The organism is Sorangium sp. So ce836 (genome assembly GCF_028553905.1).
In the GTDB taxonomy this organism is placed as follows: domain Bacteria; phylum Myxococcota_A; class Polyangia; order Polyangiales; family Polyangiaceae; genus Sorangium; species Sorangium cellulosum_D.
In genome coordinates, this window is sequence record NZ_CP102233.1 from 5,555,968 (window position 1) to 5,575,177 (window position 19,210).

2 protein-coding genes are annotated in these 19,210 nt (G+C 75.0%); both read left to right on the forward strand.

The features are described from left to right. Positions 1-22: 22 nt before the first annotated feature. Complete coding sequence (locus NQZ70_RS20215; RefSeq protein WP_129575673.1) at positions 23-5,800, forward strand: type I polyketide synthase; 5,778 nt, start codon at positions 23-25, stop codon at positions 5,798-5,800. Further along, positions 5,797-19,209: a type I polyketide synthase gene (locus NQZ70_RS20220; RefSeq protein WP_129575674.1), complete on the forward strand. Its 13,413-nt coding sequence runs from the start codon at positions 5,797-5,799 to the stop codon at positions 19,207-19,209. Before NQZ70_RS20215 ends, NQZ70_RS20220 begins: the two co-directional genes overlap by 4 nt. Position 19,210 lies beyond the last annotated feature (1 nt).

Consider the following 19,210-nt stretch of genomic DNA (forward strand, 5'->3'; position numbering starts at 1 on the left):
ACACCGCGTCGAGGAGCCGACCATGAAGGATGTCCGCGACCGCCTCGATCAGCTGAGCCCCCTGCAGCGGGCGACCCTCGCCCTCAAGGAGATGCGCGCCCGGCTCGACGCGGTCCTGCACGCGCAGAAGGAGCCGATCGCCATCGTCGGGCTCGCGTGCCGCTTCCCCGGCGGGGCCAACAGCCCCGAGTCGTACTGGCGCATCCTGAAGGATGGCGTCGACGCGACCTCGGATGTCCCGCGCGATCGCTGGGACGGCGACGCGTTCTTCGACCCGGATCCCGACGCGCCCGGCAAGATGTACACGCGCCGATCAGGGTTCCTGAAGGGGCACGACGTCGACCGGTTCGACGCCCCGTTCTTCGGGATCTCGCCGCTCGAAGCCGCCATGATGGACCCTCAGCAGCGTCTGCTGCTCGAGCTCTCCTGGGAGGCTCTCGAGGACGCGGGACAGGCCCCCGATCGGCTCGCCGGCAGCCGCACCGGCGTGTTCGTCGGCGTCGCGACCGCCGACTACGCGCAGATCGCCGGGCAGGGCGGGCTCGCCGCCCTGGACCCGTATATCGGCACCGGGAACTCGCTCAACACGACGGCGGGGAGGCTGTCGTTCGTCCTCGGGCTGCACGGACCGGCCGTGGCGCTCGACACCGCGTGCTCGTCATCGCTCGTCGCCGCGCACCTCGCTTGCCAGAGCTTGCGCGCGGGCGAGTCGGACATGGCGCTCGTCGGCGCGGTGAACCTGATCCTCACCCCGTCGGTGAACGTGCTCTATTCGCGGATGCGCGCGCTCGCGCCCGACGGGCGGTGCAAGGCCTTCGATGCGTCCGCGGACGGCATGGTGCGCGGCGAGGGGGGCGCGGTCGTGGTGCTCAAGCGCCTCCGCGACGCGCAGCGGCACGGCGATCGCGTCCTCGCGGTGATCCGCGGCTCGGCGGTCAACCACGACGGTCGCTCGAGCGGGCTCACGGTCCCGAACGGAGCCGCGCAGCGAGCGGTGCTGCGCGCCGCGCTCGCCAGCGCCGACGTCGCTCCGGCCGAGGTCCGCTACATCGAGACGCACGGCACCGGCACGCCGCTCGGCGATCCCATCGAGGTGAACGCGCTCGTCGCGGAGATGGGCGCGGGGCGCGCCGAGGACGCGCCGCTCTTGCTCGGCTCCGCGAAGGCCAACATCGGGCACCTGGAGGCGTGCGCCGGCCTGGCAGGGCTCATCAAGGTCGTGCTCGCCCTGCGCCACGGGGAGATCCCGCCGCAGATCCACTTCCAGCGCTTGAACCCCGAGATCACGGAGGGCCTCTTCCCGCTCGTCATTCCGACGAACGCGGCCCCGTGGCCCGAAGGCGACGCGGCGCGCATCGCGGGCGTCAGCGCCTTCGGCGTGAGCGGCACCAACGCGCACGTGATCCTCGAGGCGCCGCCCCGCTCGGCCACCGCACCCCTCGGGGACGCTCCCGGTCAGGGAGCCTCCCCCGCGATCGCCGGTTCGCCTGCCGCTGCGAAGCCCGTCCCCGGCGATGCGTGGCTCCTCCCCATCTCGGCGAGGAGCGCGGACGCCTTGAACGACCTGGCGCGGGCCTACCACCTGCTGCTCGCGGACGGGGCCGACCTGCGGCTCGCGGATGTCTGCCACTCCGCGTCCCTCCGGCGCGCGCACCTGGAGCGGCGGCTCGCGGTGGTGGGCGGATCCCGCGAGGAGCTCGCGGAGGCGCTCTCGGCCTTCCTGCAGAAGGAGGTCCATCCGCGCTTCTTCACCGGCAACGTGCAGCTCGGCCGCTCGCCCCGGATCGCGTTCGTCTTCTCCGGGCACAGCGGCCACTGGGTCGGCATGGGCCGCGGGCTCCTCGAGCGCGAGCCGGTATTCCGGGAGGCGCTGCTCGCGTGCGACCGCGCCCTCGCGCCGTATAGGGCGGGGTCGGTCGTCGAGCAGCTCGCCTCCGCGGACGCCGAGACAGCGTGGGAGCGGCTCGAGATCGTCCAGCCCGTCGTGTTCGCGATGCAGGTGGCGCTCGCCGCGCTGTGGCGGTCGTGGGGCGTCGAGCCGCAGGCCGTCGTCGGCCACAGCATGGGGGAGATCGCCGCGGCGCACGTCGCGGGCGCGCTGAGCCTCGACGACGCTGCGCGCCTGGTCTGCCGCCGCGGCGAGATCATCGGGCGGGTGCAGGGCAAGGGGGCGATGGTGGTCGTCGCGCTCTCGGCGGAGCAGGCTCGCGCGGCGCTCGCCGGCTTCGAGGACCGGGTCGCCGTGGGCGTCTGCAACGGCCGCGCGTCCACCGTGCTGTCCGGCGATCCGGCGGCGCTGGAAGAGCTCCTTCCGAAGCTCGTGCGCCGCAACGTCTTCGCGCGCAAGGTCAAGGGCGCGACCGCGGCCGGCCACAGCCCGCAGATGGACCCGCTGCTGCCGGAGCTCGTGCGCGCGCTCGCCGGCCTCGCGCCGCGCGCGGCGGCCGTGCCGTTCTATTCGACCGTGACCGCCGCGCCGCACGAGCCCGCGGCGCTCGGCCCCGAGTACTGGGCGCGGAACCTCCGGGAGCCGGTGCTGTTCGCGCAGGCGATCGAGCGGATGGGGATCGATGGATTCGACGCCTTCATCGAGATCAGCCCGCATCCGCTGCTGCTCAGCGCGATCGAGCAGGTGCTCCGGCCGCAGGGCGGCGAGAGCACGCTCGTGCCGTCCACCAGGTCCGACGAGCCGGAGCGGATGACCCTGCGGGCTTCGCTGGGCCGGCTCTACGCCGCGGGCGCTCCGCTGGACTGGTCGCGCCTCGATGCGCCTTCCGGCCGGTTCGTTCCGCTGCCCACCTACCCCTGGAAACGGCAGCGGTACTGGGCGTCGCCCCCGGCGCCCGCGCCCGCGCAGCCGCCCGGGGTCCCGGCGGCCCCCGGGGTCCCGGCGCCCTCACGGTCCGGCGCGTCGCATCCGCTGCTCGATCGGCGCGTCGTTTCGGCCCGCCTCTCCGGCGAGCAGTACTGGGAGCTCGATCTCGATCGGGAGCGGCGCGCGTCCCTGTGCGCGATCCGCCTTCAGGGGATCGCGCTCGCGCCGGCCGCGATCTTCGTGGAGATGGTGCTCGGCGCCGCGGCGGCGCTCCTGCCTCCCGGCGGGAGGGTGATCGAGGATCTCGTCCTCCGCGACGCGCTCCTTCTGGAGGGTGACGCAGACGTGACGTTGCAGCTGATCCTGACGCCCGGGCCCGCGGGCGCGGCATCGTTCGAGATCTGGAGCCGCGCCTCGCGGCCCGGGAGCGAGCCGAGCGGCGGGATCCTCAGGGCGTCGGGTCGCGTTCGGGCCGCGGAGTCCCCCACGGGCGGAGGGCCGGCGCTCGACGCCTTGAGGGCGAGCGCCGGGACGACCTGCGACGGCGCGGCGTGCTACGCCCAGATCCAGGGGCGGGGGCTCGAGGTCGGTCCGGCGATGCGGGCCATCGAGCACGTGTGGCGCGGGGAGGGCGAGGCGCTCGGCCGGCTCCGCCTCCCGGACGCGGCGACCGCGGCTCCGGGACCCTACGGGCTGCACCCAGCGCTGCTGGACGCGGCGTTCGAGCTGCTCGCGTCCCTCGCGCACGATCCGGAGACGCCGCCGATCGAGGGCGAGGCGCTCCTCCCGACGGCGCTCGATCGGCTCGTCATCCCTGCGGCCGGGCCGTCGTCCGGCGCGGCCTCGTGGTGCCACGCCACGGTCCACCCGCCGCCTTCGGACGCGGGCTTCTCCGGCGATCTCCGCCTGCTCGACGCCGAGGGCAGGCTCCTGGCCGAGGTCCGAGGCCTCCGCCTGGATGTCCCCGATCGGCAGGCGGCGCGGCGCATCGTCGGGGCGCGCCTCGACCGGTGGCTCCATGAGCTCGCATGGGAGGCGGCCCCGCCGACGGCGACGGCGGCTCCTGCGCCCGCTCCAGCTGGCCGCTGGCTGATCCTCACGGACGCGAGCGGGCTCGGCGAGGATCTGGCGCGCCTGCTCGCGCGGCGCGGCGAAGGCGCCCTCCTGGTGCGCCCGGCTCCGCGCTTCGCGGCGCCGCCGGAGGGCCCATGGGCCGTCCCGCCCGAGGAGCCGGAGGCGTTCGATCGCCTGCTCGCGGAGGCGCGCGCTTCAGGCCCTCTGCGCGGCATCGTCCACCTGTGGAGCCTCGACGCGACGCCGCCTGCGCAGACGAGCGTCGCGTCCCTCGCGGCGGACGAAGCGAAGGGTACCACGGCGGTGCTCCACCTCGTGCAGGCCCTCGCGCGCTCGAGCCAGGCGTCGCCCCTGTGGCTCGTGACGCGCAACGCTCAGCCGGCGCCGCGCGGCTCCGCGGATCTCGCCATCGCCCAGGCGCCGCTGTGGGGGCTCGGGAAGGTGATCGCCCTCGAGCACCCCGAGCTGTGGGGCCGCGCGATCGATCTCGACCCCAGGGCGAGCAGCGATGAGGCACGGGCCCTGCTCGGCGCGATCGACGCCCGCGACGACGAGGACTTCGTGGCCCTCCGCGGCGGCGAGCGCTACGTGGCCCGCCTGGTCCGGAGCGATGGGCCGACGATGCCCGCGCAGCCGCTCGCGCTCCGGGCCGACGCCGCGTATCTCGTCACCGGGGGGCTCGGCGGGGCAGGCCTCCAGGTGGCCCGATGGCTCGTGGATCGGGGCGCCCGCCACCTCGTCGTCCTGGGCCGGCGGGGGCTCCCGCCGCGCGAGCTCTGGGACACGCTCGCGCCCGGCAGCGACGCGCGGCAGAAGGTGGAGCTCGTGCGATCGCTCGAGGCGCGAGGCGCGACCGTGCGCGCCTTGTCCGCGGACGCGGGCGATCCAGCCGCCATGGCCGAGGCGCTCCTCTCGGTGCGCGCCGCCGGCCTGCCGCTGCGCGGCGTCCTCCATGCCGCGGGGGTGACATCGAACACGTCGCTCCTGGAGACGGACGTCGAGATCCTCCGGTCCGTGCTCCACGCCAAGGTCGCTGGCACGTGGATCCTGCACGAGCTGACGCGCGATCTGCCGCTCGATTTCTTCGTCTGCTTCTCATCGCCGGCCGCGGTCTGGGGCGCGGCGAGGCTCGGCGCGTACGCCGCGGCCAACCACTTCATGGACATCTTCGCGCACTACCGCAGCGCGCTCGGTCTACCGGGGCAAAGCGTCAACTGGGGCGGCTTCGGCGGCGGCGGCATGATCACCGCCGACGTGCGGCGCTTCGCGGCGCAGATGGGCTTCGGCGTCATGCCGCCGGCGCACGCGCTCGAGGCGCTCGACGCGGTGATCCAGGGGGGGCCGGCGCAGCGCGTGGTCGCGCCGGTCGACTGGCGCACCTTCAAGGCGATCTTCGAGGCCCGGCGGCGCCGGACGCTGCTCGATCGGATCGAGATCCCGGCGGAGCCGGGCGCGGGGAGCGGCGAGGCGAAGGGCGCGCTCCGCAGGCGCCTCGACGAGGCCGAGCCAGCGGATCGACGGAAGCTCCTCACGGCGCACGTCCGCGAAACGGTGGCGTCGATCCTCGGGATGGAAGACCCGCTCGCGCTCGATACGGACCAAGGATTCTTTCAGATGGGCATGGATTCGATGATGAGCGTTCGATTGCGCAACCGGCTGGAGGTAAGTCTCGGCAGCTCGCTGCCGCCCACGCTTGCGTTCGAGCACCCGACGGTGGACGCCATGACCGGCTTCCTCGCGCGCGAGGTCCTCGCCATCGCCGCGCAGCCCGAGCCGCTCGCGCACGCTCCGTCGCCTCCCGGGGCGCGGGCGCGCGCCGAGGACGCGTCGCTCGATCGGCTCTCCGAGGACGAGCTGGAGGCGCTGCTCGCCGCGGAGCTCGGCGGCGCGCCGCAGGACGCCGCACCGTGAGCGCCGACGCTGACCGTTCGCCCGTCCTCAAGCGGGCCCTGCTGGAGCTGCGCGATCTGCGCGCGCGGCTCTCTGCCGCGGAGTCGGCCCGCAGCGAGCCGATCGCCATCGTCGGCATCGGCTGCCGGTTCCCCGGCGGCGCCGACACGAAGGAGGCCCTCTGGCAGCTCGTCCGCGACGGCGTGGACGCGACCCGGGAGGTGCCCGAGGGCCGATGGGACGCGGCCGCGTTCTACGACCCGGACCCCGACGCGCCGGGCAAGATGTACACGGTCCGCGGCGGCTTCCTCGAGCAGGTCGACGGCTTCGATGCGCGCTTCTTCGGCGTATCGCCGCGCGAGGCGCAGAGCCTCGATCCGCAGCACCGCCTGCTCCTCGAGGTGAGCTGGGAGGCGCTCGAGGACGCCGCCATCGCGCCCGATCGCCTCGCGCACAGCCGCACCGGCGTCTTCGTCGGGATCTCCTCGAGCGACTACGCCCACGTCGTCGGGGCGAGCGCGTCGCTCTCCGGTCTCGACGCCTACTTCGGCCCCGGCACGGCGCTCAACTTTGCGCCGGGCAGGCTCTCCTATCTCCTCGGGCTCCAGGGGCCCAGCGTCGCCGTCGACACCGCGTGCTCCTCCTCGCTGGTCGCTGTCCACCTGGCCTGCCAGAGCCTGCGCAGCCGGGAGACCGACCTCGCGCTCGCGGCCGGCGTGAGCCTCATCCTGACGCCTGCCGCGCACATCGTGCTGTGCAAGACGCGGGTGCTCTCCCCCGAGGGCCGCTGCAAGACCTTCGACGCCTCGGCAGACGGCTACGCGCGGGGCGAGGGCTGCGGCGTCGTCGTGCTCCGCCGCCTGTCCGACGCGGTCGCGGCGGGCGATCGCGTCCTCGCCGTCATCCGCGGCTCGGCGGTGAACCAGGACGGCCCGAGCAGCGGCCTCACGGTCCCGAACGGGTCGGCGCAGCAGGTGCTCGTGCGCGAAGCGCTCGCGAACGCCGGCGTGGAGCCGCACCACGTCGACTACGTCGAGGCGCACGGCACGGGGACGCCCCTCGGCGACCCGATCGAGGTGCGCGCGCTCGCGGCCGCCCTCGGGGCCGGGCGTGAGCCCGAGCGCCCGATCCTCCTCGGCTCGGTGAAGACCAACATCGGCCACCTCGAGGCAGGCGCGGGGATCGCGGGGCTCATCAAGGTGGCGCTCTCGCTTCATCACGGGGAAATCCCGCCGCACCTGCATTTCAAGACGCCGAACCCGTACATCGAGTGGGACCGGCTGCCGGTGCGCGTGGCGGCGACGAGGATCCCGTGGCCGTCGGTCGACGGCCGTCGCATCGCGGGGGTGAGCTCGTTCGGGGCGAGCGGCACGAACGCCCACGTCGTCCTCGGCGGTGCGCCCTCGGCGCAGGCGGCTGCCGCCTCGGCGCCCGAGCGACCCGTCGAGATCCTCTGCGTCTCGGCGCGGAGCGAAGAGGCGCTGCGCGTGCTCGCCGACCGTTACGAGCGTCACCTCGGATCCCACCCGGAGGAGCGGCTCGGGGACGTGTGCTTCACGGCGCGCGCGGGGCGAGCGCGCTTCGCGCATCGGCTCGCGGTCGTCGCGTCGTCGCGCGAGCAGCTCTCCGCGCGGCTCGGCGCGTTCGCGCGGGGCGAGCGAGCGGAGCAGACGCAGCAGGGCCGCGTGGAGCGAAAAGAGACGCCGCAGGTGGCGTTCCTGTTCACGGGACAGGGGTCGCAATACGTGGGGATGGGACGGGAGCTGTTCGCGACCGAGCCCGTGTTCCGGCGGGCGATCGAGGAGTGCGACGCGCTGTTGCGTGGGCAGCTGGAGAGGCCGCTGATCGAGGTGCTGTACCCGGCGGAGGGGCAGGCGAGCCCGCTGGACGAGACGGAGTACACGCAGCCCGCGCTGTTCGCGGTGGGCTATGCGCTGGCCGCGCAGTGGAAGGCGTGGGGGATCGAGCCGTTCGCGGTGCTGGGGCACAGCGTGGGCGAGTACGTGGCGGCGTGCGTGGCGGGGGTGTTCGGGCTGCCCGAGGGGCTCGGGCTCATCGCGACGCGAGGGCGTCTGATGCAGGCGCTGCCGAAGCAGGGGGCGATGGCGGCGCTGTTCGCGGACGAGGCGACGGTGGCGGAGGCGGTGAGGCCGTACGCGGCGGAGGCGTCGATCGCTGCGGTGAACGGGCCGTCGGAGACGGTGGTGTCCGGTGCGCGCGGTGCGGTGACGGCGGTGGTGGAGGCGCTGGGTGCGCGCGGTGTCAAGAGCCGGTGGCTGAACGTATCGCACGCGTTCCACTCGCCGCTGATGGGGCCGATGGTGGAGGCGTTCGAGCGTGCGGCGTCGCAGGTGAAGCTCGGATTGCCGCAGCGCAGGCTCATCGCGAACGTGACGGGGAGGGCGGCGCGGGAGGAGGTGACGCAGGCGTCGTACTGGGCGAGCCATGTGCGCGCGCCGGTGCGGTTCCTGGAGGGGATACGGGCGCTGCACGAGGCGGGGGCGGAGGCGTTCGTGGAGGTGGGGCCGAGCCCTGTGCTCTCGGCGATGGGGCGGCGGTGCGTGCCGGAGGGGGCGGGGGTGTGGCTGCCGTCGTTGCGGCCGAAGCGCTCGGATTGCGCGCAGATGCTCGAGAGCCTGGGAGCGCTGTACGTGCGAGGCGCGAAGGTGGACTTCGCGGGCTTCGACCGCGACCGAGCGGGCCGGAAGCTCGTGCTCCCGACCTACCCCTTCCAGCGCGAGCGGCACTGGGTAGAGGCCGGGCCGACGCAGGGACAGGGAGAGGAGACGGCGGTCGGCCCGTCGCGCGTGGGGGCGCCTGCGACGCTGCTCGGGCAGCGCCTCGTGTCGCCTGCGATCCGGGACGTGATCTTCGAATCGCAGCTCGCCTCCGAGATGCTCCCGGTGCTGCGCGATCACCGCATCTACGGCCGCGTGGTGGTGTCGGGCGTCATCCATCTCTCGCTGGTCGCTGCTGCTGCCGTCGCTGCGTTCGGCCCCACGGTCGGCATCGAGTACGAGGATGTTTCGTTCTCGCAGCCGCTCATCCTGCCCGAGTCCGGCGCCCGTACGGTCCAGACGATCCTCACGCCCGGCGAGCCCGGCGTCGCGTCCTTCCAGCTCGTCAGCCTCGCGCCGGAGGCCTCCGGCGCGGACCGCTGGACGCTCCACACCACCGGCTGCGTGCGCGTCTCGGGCACGGCTCCGCCCCGCCCGGAGGCTCGCTCGATCGAGGCGCTCAAGGCGCGCTGCAGCGAGGAGCGGGACGGCGACGATTATTACGCGCGCTTGTGGCGCCGGGACGAGCACTACGTCGGCGAAAGCTTCCAGGTCATCGAGCGGATCTGGCGCAGGGACGGCGAGGCCGTCGCGCGGCTCGCGCTCCCTTCGGAGGACGTCGTGCGCCCGCGCGGCGTCGAGATCGATCGCGACGCCGTGATGCGCATGTGCATGGACGAAGTCTACGGCCAGGTGCTGATGGCCGCGGTCCCCGGCTACGAGGAGCTCGTGCGCGAGTCCGGGCAGACGTTCATCGGGCAGCGCGTGGATCGCTGCCAGGACCACGCTTCCGGCTCGCAGGACGCCGTCTATGCCCACGCCGTCCTGCGCCCGTCCGAAGGCGAGGATCTCTGCGGGGACGTGTACCTCCTCGACGAGGGCGGCGAGGTCCTGGCCAGGGTCGAGGGCATGCACCTCCGTCGAATCGGGCGTACGCAGCTCAAGCAGGCGATCGAGCGCAGCGCCCGCCGCGCTCGGCGAGGCGCGGTGTCGCTGGACGAGCTCCGCGCCCAGAGCCCTGGCGAGGTGCATCGTCGGCTGGACGACTACCTGCGCGGGCAAGTGGCCGACGTCCTCTCCGTCCCGGTGTCCGCCGTCTCCTCGCTCGACTCGCCGCGCGATCTCGGGCTGGACTCGCTGATGGCCGTCGAGCTCCGGAACGGCGTGCAGGCCGATCTCGGGGTGGCGCTGCCGCTCGCCGACCTCTCGCAGGGGGCGACCCTCTCGCAGCTCACCGCGCGGCTCGTGAAGGAGCTCGGCGCCGAGCGCCCGCCCTCGCCCGGCGAGCCGGCGCCGTCCGCGGGGCCCGAGGGCGCGTCGTCGTCCTTCCCTGGGACGTCCCCCCCTGGGATCTCGGCGGCAGCGCCTCCGCCCGCTCCCGCCGCCATGCATCGCGCGCCGGCGCCCGATCGCGGCGATCGCTGGATCCGCCGCTTTGCGACCGGCGCCGCCGGAAAGCCGCGGCTTCGCCTCTTCTGCTTCCCGCACGGCGGCGGCGGCGCGTCGGCCTACAGCGCCTGGCCGCGGGGCCTTCCGCCGGACATCGAGGTGTGCGCCGTCCAGCTGCCCGGGCGCCAGGAGCGGCTCGCGGAGCCGCCCATCACGGACATCTCGCCGCTCGTCGAGGCGGTGGCCACGGCGATCGAGCCGCACCTGGACGGCCCCTACGCCCTCTTCGGCGCGAGCAAGGGGGCGCTCGTCGCCTTCGAGCTCGCGCGCGAGCTGCGCCGCCGCGGCGCCCCCGCGCCGGAGCACCTGCTCGTCGCGGCATACCCGGCGCCCCACCTGCCGAACCCGCTCCGCGCGAGGGCGGACATGGTCGCCTCGCTGCGGGCCGAGGACCCCTCGGCGATCGACGCGCTGCGCCGCTTCGGGCTCGTGCCCGAGGCGCTGCTCGATCCCGACGTGCTCCGGCTCGCGTTGCCGGCGCTGCGCGCCGACGCCGAGGTGATCCATGGCTACGAGCACCGGGAGGAGCCGCCGCTGGCGATCCCTATTTCGGTGTTCGGCGGGAGCGAGGACGTCGACATCCCGCGCGACGATCTCCTCGGCTGGGCACGCCACACCGGCGGCGCCTTCGAGCTCCAGGTGCTGCCCGGGCCCCACCTCTTCTTCCAGACCGGCGCGACGCGGCTGCTCCGAGCGATCGCGCGGTCGCTGTCCGGAGCACCGAGCGCAGCGCTCCTACCGAGCGCAGCGCTCCCGCCGAGCGCAGCGCTCCCGCCGAGCGCGCCGCAAGCCGCGACGGTCGACGAACCGATCGCCATCGTCGGGCTCTCGTGCCGGTTCCCCGGGGGCGCGGGCGACCCCGAGGCCTACTGGCGGCTCTTGCGGGACGGGGTGGACGCGATCCGCGAGGTGCCGGAGGGGCGCTGGGGGCCCTGGGCCTTCGCGGGCCTCAGCTCCGGAGAGGCCTGGGAAGCGGCGGTTCGTCGCGGCGGATTCGTGGACGGGATCGAGCAGTTCGACGCGCAGCGGTTCGGCATCTCCGACGCCGAGGCGGAGCAGATGGACCCGCTGCAGCGGCTCGTGCTGGACCTCTGCTGGGAGGCGCTGGCGCACGCCGGGCAGGCGCCGCTCGAGTCGTCCGGGCGCGCGGGCGGCGTGTTCGTCGGGGCGTGCGGCGGGGAGTACGCGCAGCTGAAGGCGCAGCACGCCGCGGCGATCGACGCCTTCCGGCTGACGGGCGAGAGCGCGAGCCTGCTCGCCGGCCGCGTCTCGCACGTGCTCGGGTGGCGCGGGCCGAGCCTGGTCGTGGACACGGCGTTCTCGTCGTCGCTCATGGCCGTGCACCTCGCGAGCGAGAGCCTGCGGAGGCGCGAGTGCGACGTGGCGCTCGCGTGCGGGGCGCACTGGATCTTGAGCCCGCTCGGGAGCGTGAAGCTCTGGAAGATGGGGGTGCTCTCGCCCGACGCGCGCTGCCGCACGTTCGACGTCGAGGCGAACGGGTTCGTGCGGGGCGAGGGCGGCGGCGCGCTCGTGCTCAAGCGGCTGTCGGACGCGCAGCGCGACGGGGACCGCATCTGGGCGCTGCTCCGGGGCGGGGCTTCGGCCCACGACGGCCGAACGGAGGGGCTGCTCGCGCCGAGCCCCGAGGCGCAGGTGGCGATGCTGCGGGCGGCGTGGGCGCGCGCGGGCGTGACCCCGGAGCAGATCGGCTACATCGAGGCGCACGGGACGGGCACGAGGGCGGGCGATCGCGCCGAGGCGCGGGCGCTCGGGCGCGCGCTGGGCGATCGGCCGGGCGTCCGGTGCGCGGTCGGATCGGTGAAGACAAACCTCGGGCACCTCGAGGCCGCGGCCGGGATGGCGGGCCTGATCAAGGTCGTGCTCTCGCTCGCCCACGAGGAGATCCCCCCGCATCTGCACCTCAGGCAGCTCAATCCGAGCCTCTCGCTGGACGGCGGGAGGATCGACGTGCCGACGTCGCGGCGGCCGTGGCCACGCGGCGGGCAGCGGCGCATCGCGGGCGTGAGCGCCTTCGGGATGAGCGGGACCAACGTGCACGTCGTCGTCGAGGAGGGGCCTCCCCCGGCGCGCGCGGCCGTCTCGACGGCGGGCGCGCCGCTCGCCGTCGGGTCGGCAGAGAGCGGCGCGCCGCAGGCGCTCGTGGGGAAGCGGTACCCGGTCATCGCCATCCAGCGCGGCGCGACGGACGGGGCCCTCGCCGATCGAGGCCCGGAGCTGACCGGGGGCGCGACGCGCGAGCCCGCGCTTCGAGCGCTGCTGCGCGGGACGGCGGCGATCGAGCGGCGCCGCGCGCTGCTCGACGAGGTCGCCGCGTGCGTCGCGCGCCTGGTCCCGGCGCAGGGCGCGCTGGATCCCACGAGGCCGCTGCACGATCTCGGGCTCGACTCGCTCGGCGCGGTGGAGCTGCGCGGCCTGCTCGACCAGCGATCGGGCCTCACGAGCTCGGACACGCTGCTCTTCAGCTATCCGTCGATCCAGGCGCTCGCTGGCTACCTCGACGCGGCGCTCCAGGAGGACCTCGATCGGCGCGACGACGCCGTGGCCTCGAGCCCCGCGCCGCTCTCGCAGCCCTCGAGCGCGGCCGCGCCGCTCGGACATGCCGAGGAGCCGATCGCCATCGTCGGGCTCGCGTGCCGGTTCCCTGGCGGAGCGGACGATCCGGGGACGTTCTGGGAGCTCCTCCTCGAGGGGCGGGACGCGGTGACCGAGATCCCCGCGGGCCGCTGGGACGTCGAAGCCTTCTACGACCCGGACCCGGACGTCCCCGGCAGGATGTACACGCGGAGCGGCGCGTTCCTGCGCGACGTCGATCGGTTCGACGCCGGCTTCTTCGGGATCTCACCGCGCGAGGCCGAGGAGATGGACCCACAGCAGCGCGTGCTCCTGGAAGTGTGCTGGGAGGCGCTCGAGCGGGCAGGGCAGCCTCACGACCAGCTGCAAGGTCGGTCGGTCGGCGTGTTCGTCGGCGTGTACCGCCACGACTACGGCTGGGTGAGGCAGGCCCGGCTGGGAACGGACGGCATCACGACCTACAGCGGGACGGGGGATCTGCTGAGCGTGGGGCCCGGGCGCGTCGCGTACGCGCTCGGGCTGCAGGGGCCGAGCATGGCGGTGGACACCGCCTGCTCGTCGTCGCTCGTGGCGGTGCACCTCGCCTGCCAGAGCCTGCGCTCGGGGGAGAGCGAGATGGCGCTGGCCGCCGGGGTCAACCTCATCCTCTCGCCCGAGGGGCACATCGAGCTCTCGCAGATGCGCGCTCTGTCGCCGGACGGCCGCTGCAAGACGTTCGACGCGCGCGCGGACGGCTACGGCCGCGGCGAGGGCTGCGGCGTGCTGGTGCTGAAGCGGCTCGCGGACGCCCGTCGAGACGGCGACGAGATCTGGGCGCTCATCCTGGGCTCGGCGGTCAACCAGGACGGCCGGAGCAACGGGCTCACCGCGCCGAACGGGCTCGCGCAGCGAGGCATGCTGCGCAAGGCGCTCGCGAGCGCGGGCATCCGGGCGGAGCAAGTCGACTACATCGAGGCGCACGGGACGGGCACGTCGCTCGGCGACCCCATCGAGGTGGAGGCGATCAAGGAGATCTTCGGCGCGCCGCGGCCGGACGGGTCGCCGTGCGTCCTCGGCTCGGTCAAGGCGAACATCGGGCACCTCGAGTCGGCCGCGGGCGTCGCGGGGCTCATCAAGATCGTGCTCTCGATGCGGCACGAGACGGTGCCCGGGCAGGCTCACTTCGAGCAGCCGAGCTCGCGGTTGTCGCTCGACGGCACGCCGCTCGTGATCCCGCGGCGGCCGCTCCCGTGGCGGCGCGGCGCCCGGCGGCGCGTCGCCGGGGTCAGCTCGTTCGGCATCAGCGGCACCAACGCGCACATCGTGCTCGCGGAGGCAGCGGAGGCGGAGCCGCCTCCGGAGGCAGCGGCCTCGGGGCCGCTCGTGCTCCCCCTCTCGGCCCGCAGCGCCGATGCGCTCGCGGCGCTCGCCCGTGCCTACAAGGACCTGCTGTCCTCCGGAGACGCGCCGCCCCTGGCCGCCGTGTGCAGGACGGCGAGCGTCCGCCGCAGCCACGAGCCGCACCGGCTCGCGGCGGTCTTCGCCACGCGCGCGGAGCTCGTCGAGCAGCTCGACGCCTTCCTGGCCGAGCGCCCCGGCGTTGCGTCGGGCGTCGTCGAGGAGAGGCCGCCCCGGCTCGTGCTCGTCTTTCCGGGGCAGGGCTCGCAGTGGGTGGGCATGGGGCGCGCGCTGCTCCAGGCCGAGCCCGTGTTCCGCGCGGCGATCGAGGCCTGCGAGCAGGCGATGCGCCCGCACGTCGACTGGTCGCTGACGGCTCAGATCGGCGCGGACGAGGCGTCTTCGCGGCTCGGCGAGATCGACGTCGTGCAGCCTGTGCTCTGGGCCGTCGAGGTGGCCCTCGCGGCGCTGTGGCGGTCCTGGGGCCTCGAGCCCGACGCGGTGCTCGGGCACAGCATGGGCGAGGCCGCCGCGGCGCACGTCGCCGGCATCCTGAGCCTCGAGGACGCGGCCAGGATCATCTGCCGGCGCAGCCGCCTCATGCGCCGCGTGAGCGGGCGCGGCGCCATGGCGCTGGTCGAGCTCCCGATGGCCGAGGCTGAGCGCTCGCTCGTCGGGCACGAGCAGCGGCTCTCGATCGCGGCGAGCAACGGTCCCCGGTCGACGGTGCTGTCGGGCGACGCGCAGGCGCTCGACGAGGTGCTCGCGCGGCTCGAGGGGCGCGGGGTCTTCTGCCGGCGCATCAAGGTCGACGTCGCGTCGCACAGCCCGGAGGTGGAGGGGTTGCTCGACGAGCTCGTGGCGGAGCTCGCGGGGATCCGGCCGCAGCGAGCGCGCGTGCCGATGCTCTCGACCGTGACGGGGCGGTATGTCGAGGGACCGGAGCTCGACGCGCGTTACTGGGCGCGAAACCTGCGCGAGCCAGTGCGGTTCGCCGCGGGCGTGGAGGCGCTGAGCGCGGAGGGGCCCGCGGCGTTCGTCGAGGCGAGCCCGCACCCCGTGCTGCTGCCGTCGATCGAGGACGGGCTCTCGGCGTGGTCGCGCCGGGGCGCTTGCCTGCCCTCGTCGAGGCGCGACGAGGACGAGCAGCGCGTCCTCCGGACCTCGCTCGCCGCGCTCTATGCGCTCGGCGCGGCGGTCGCGTGGAAGCAGCTCTACCCTGGGGATCACCCGCCGGTCGCGCTGCCTTCGTACCCGTGGCAGCGCGAGCGCTTCTGGCTCGACGCGCCGCCCGGCGGGCCCTCGCGATCGCGCGCCCGCGGCGCCGCGCTGCTCGGTGAGCGCCGCGATCTCTCCGCGGATCCGGCGGTGCACACCTGGGAGGTCGAGCTCTCGGTCGCGCACGCGCCGTACCTCGCCGATCACCGCGTCGCCTCGACGGTCGTCCTGCCGGCCACCGCCTATGCGGAGATGGCGCTCGCCGCTGCGCGCGCGGTCCTCGGCCCCGGTCCGCACGCCGTGGAGGCGATGCTCTTGGAGCGCGCGCTGGCGCTGCCAGACACGGGGGAGCGGCTCGGGCAGATCGTGCAGACGGTGCTGCGCGTCGACCGCGCCGACCGGGCGACCTTCGAGATCTTCAGCAGGCCCGGGGCTGCCGCCGGCGCGGGTCCGCGCGACGCCGGGTCGCCCTGGACGCGGCACGCTCGAGGCGCCGTGCGCGCGGCCGCCGGCGCGGGGGAGCGGCCGCCGATCGACCGGGACGCCATCGAGGCGCGGTGCACCCGCGTCCTCTCGCGGGAGCAGCACTACGCCCATATGGCGGCGATGAGCCTGGGCTACGGCCCCCGCTTCCAGGGCGTCGTCGAGGTCCGCTGCGGCCTCCGCGAGGGCCTGGCCCGGGTGCGCCTGCCCGATCGGCTCGCGACGGCCGGACACGTGGTTCATCCGGCCCTCCTCGACGCATGCTTCCAGGCCGCGCTCTCCGTCGCGACCTCTGGCCTGGGCGGCTCCGCCTGCATGCTGCCCGTCGGCGTGGAGCGGCTCCGCGTGGGCGAGCGGATCGAGACCGACCTCGCATGCCACATCGTCCTGCGCGATGGTGACCCCGGCGCGGCGGCGGACCGCGCGACGGCAGACCTCCGGCTCATCGACGCCGGCGGCCGCGAGGTCGCCGAGGTGCTCGGCCTGTCGTTCCAGCGCGTGGAGGTCGGGCAGACCGAGCCCACGAGCGCCTGGTACTACGAGGTCGCGTGGAGGCTCGCGCATGCGGACGCCGCGGAGCGAGCGCCCGCCGCGCGGCCCTTCGCCGTCCTCGTCCTCGCGGATCGGGCGGGCGTCGGCGAGGCGCTCCTCGAGCGCCTCACGGACGCCGGCGCCGCCTGCGTGCTGGTCCGGCGGGGGCCGCGCTACCGCAGGATCGCGGCCCGCGAGCTCGAGGTCGGGCTGGAGGACGCAGACGGGATCGCGACGATGCTCCGGGAGGCCGCGGCCGAGCTGGGGCGGCCTGCGCCGGACGCCATCGTCCACCTCGTCTCGCTCGACGCGGTCCCGGCCGAGGCCGCCACGGCCGACGCGCTGAGCGCCGCGTGCGCGCTCACGTGCGGCAGCGCTCTCGGGCTCGCGCAGGCGATCGCGCAAGCCGGCTACCGCGACGCCCCCCGCCTCTGGCTGGTCACGCGCGGCGCGCAGCCCGTGGAAGGGGAGGGGGCGGCGTGCGCGGTGGCGCAGGCGCCGCTCTGGGGCTTCGGGCGGACGCTCATGCACGAGCACCCCGAGCTGCGCTGCTCGCTCGTCGATCTCGATCCGCTCGCGGAGGGCGGCGACCTCGACGCGCTCGCGCGCGAGCTCAGGGCCGACGGCGCGGACGACCAGGTAGCCTTCCGCAGCGGGAGTCGCCATGTCGCGCGGCTCGTGCGCGCGGATCGACCCGCGGAGGCGCCGCCGCGCGCGCGGGCTGGCGACCGCGCGTTCCGCCTGGAGACCGATCGGCCGGGCGTGCTCGACGGGCTCGTGCTGCGGGCGCGCCCGCGCCGCGCGCCGAGCGCGGACGAGGTCGAGATCGAGGTCGCAGCGGCGGGCCTCAACTTCCGCGATGTCCTGCTCGCGCTGGGGGCGCTCCCCGACCCGGGCACGGACGCCTCGGGGCCGCCGCTCGGCCGGGAGTGCGCCGGCCGCGTCGTCGCGGTCGGCGCCGGGGTCCAGGGCCTGCGCGCAGGGGACGAGGTGATCGCGCTCGCGTCCCGCTGCTTCGGCACGCACGCCGTCGCCCCGCGCCGGCTCGTGCTCCCCAGGCCTCCCTCGATGAGCGCCGAGGACGCCGCCTCCATCCCCCTCGCGTTCCTGACCGCCTTTCACGCCCTGCACCACGTCGCGCGGCTGCGGCGGGGCGAGCGCGTGCTCATCCACGCCGCGGCGGGCGGCGTGGGGATGGCGGCCGTGCAGATCGCGGCGCGCGCCGGGGCGGAGATCTTCGCCACGGCCGGCTCGGAGGAGAAGCGGAGCGCCCTCGCCGCGATGGGCGTCCAGCATGTCATGAGCTCCCGCGATCTCGCCTTCGCCGACGAGATCAAGGAGCGCACCGGGGGGCAGGGCGTGGACGTCGTCCTGAACTCGCTGGCCGGCGACTTCATCCCGAGCAGCCTCGAGCTCCTCCGGGACTACGGGCGCTTCATCGAGATCGGCATGCGCGACTACGAGGCCGATCGGCGGATCGGGCTCCGGCCCTTCCTGCGCAAGCTGACCTTCGCGCTCGTCGATCTCCGCGGGATAATCGCCGAGCGGCCCGACGACGTGCGCGCGCTCTTCGAGGAGGTCGTGGCGCTCTTCGAGGCCGGCGAGCTCAAGCCGCTCCCGCGCCGCGTCCTGCCGATCGCGGACGCGAGCCAGGCCTTCGCGCTGATGGCGCGCGGCGAGCACATGGGCAAGGTCGTCCTCTCGCTCGACGGCGCGAACGACGCGCCGATCGCGCCTGCCCGCGGCGAGGAGCCGCGCATCGCGGGCGACGCCACGTACCTCATCACGGGCGGCCTCGGAGGCATCGGCCTGCGCCTCGCGGCGTGGCTCGTGGCGAGGGGGGCTCGCCACCTCGTCCTCCTCGGCCGGAGCTCTGCCTCGGAGCGGGTCGAGGGGGCGATCGCCCCGCTCCGCGCGGCGGGGGCCGACGTGCGCGTCGCCCGCGCCGACGTCGCCGTCCGGGCCGAGCTCGACGCGGTGCTCGACGACGTCGATCGCTCGATGCCAGAGCTCCGGGGCGTCATCCACGCCGCGGGGCTCCTCGACGACGGCGCGATCGCTCGGCTCCGCTACGAGCGCGCGGAGCGCGTGATGGCGCCGAAGGTCCTCGGCGCGTGGAACCTGCACGAGCTCACGCGGGCCCGGCCGCTGGATCTCTTCGTGCTCTGCTCTTCGGCCACCGCGCTGCTCGGCTCGCCGGGGCAGGCGAGCTACACCGCGGCCAACGCGTTCCTCGACGCGCTCGCGCACCACCGGCGCGCGCTCGGGCTGCCGGCGACGGCGATCGACTGGGGCACCTGGAGGGAGGTCGGCCTCGCCGCGGCCCAGGAGAACCGGGGCGAGCGGCTCGCCTCGCGCGGCCTCGAGGGGCTCGCGCCCGACGAGGGCGTCGAGACCTTCGCGCGGCTCCTCTCGCAGGGCGCCACCCAGCGCGCGGCCATGCGCTTTCACCCGCGCCGCTGGCAGGAGTTCCACCTCGCCGCGGCGCGCTCGCCCTTCCTCGCGGAGCTCGCGGACGACCTGGCCGGTCAGGCGGACCCGCGGGGCGCCGCGGGATCGATCCGATCGCAGATCGCCTCCGCGCCTCCGGGAGAGCGCCGGGCCGCGCTGGAGGCGCACCTCAGGGATCAGATCGCTCGGGTGCTGCGCTGCGAGCCGTCACGCGTGGGCGCGGGCACCCCGCTCCAGCAGGCCGGGCTCGACTCGCTCACGGCGATGGAGCTCAGAAACCGGCTCGAAGCGAGCCTCGGCGTCTCGCTGACCGCCACGCTGATCTGGCGGCACCCGACCGTGGCCGACCTCGCGGAATACCTCGCCTCCGCGATGGACATCCCGCTCGGCGCCGCCGCCGAGCCCGCGCTCCCGCCCGCCCCCGAGGCGCCCCCGGCGGCGGCCGCGTTGACCGACGACGGCGCGCAGAAGATCGCGAAGGTGCTGCGCGCGCTCAAGAAGCTCTCGGCGAGCCGCCGAGGCCCTCCGGAAGAGGGCGAAACGGACCGGTAGG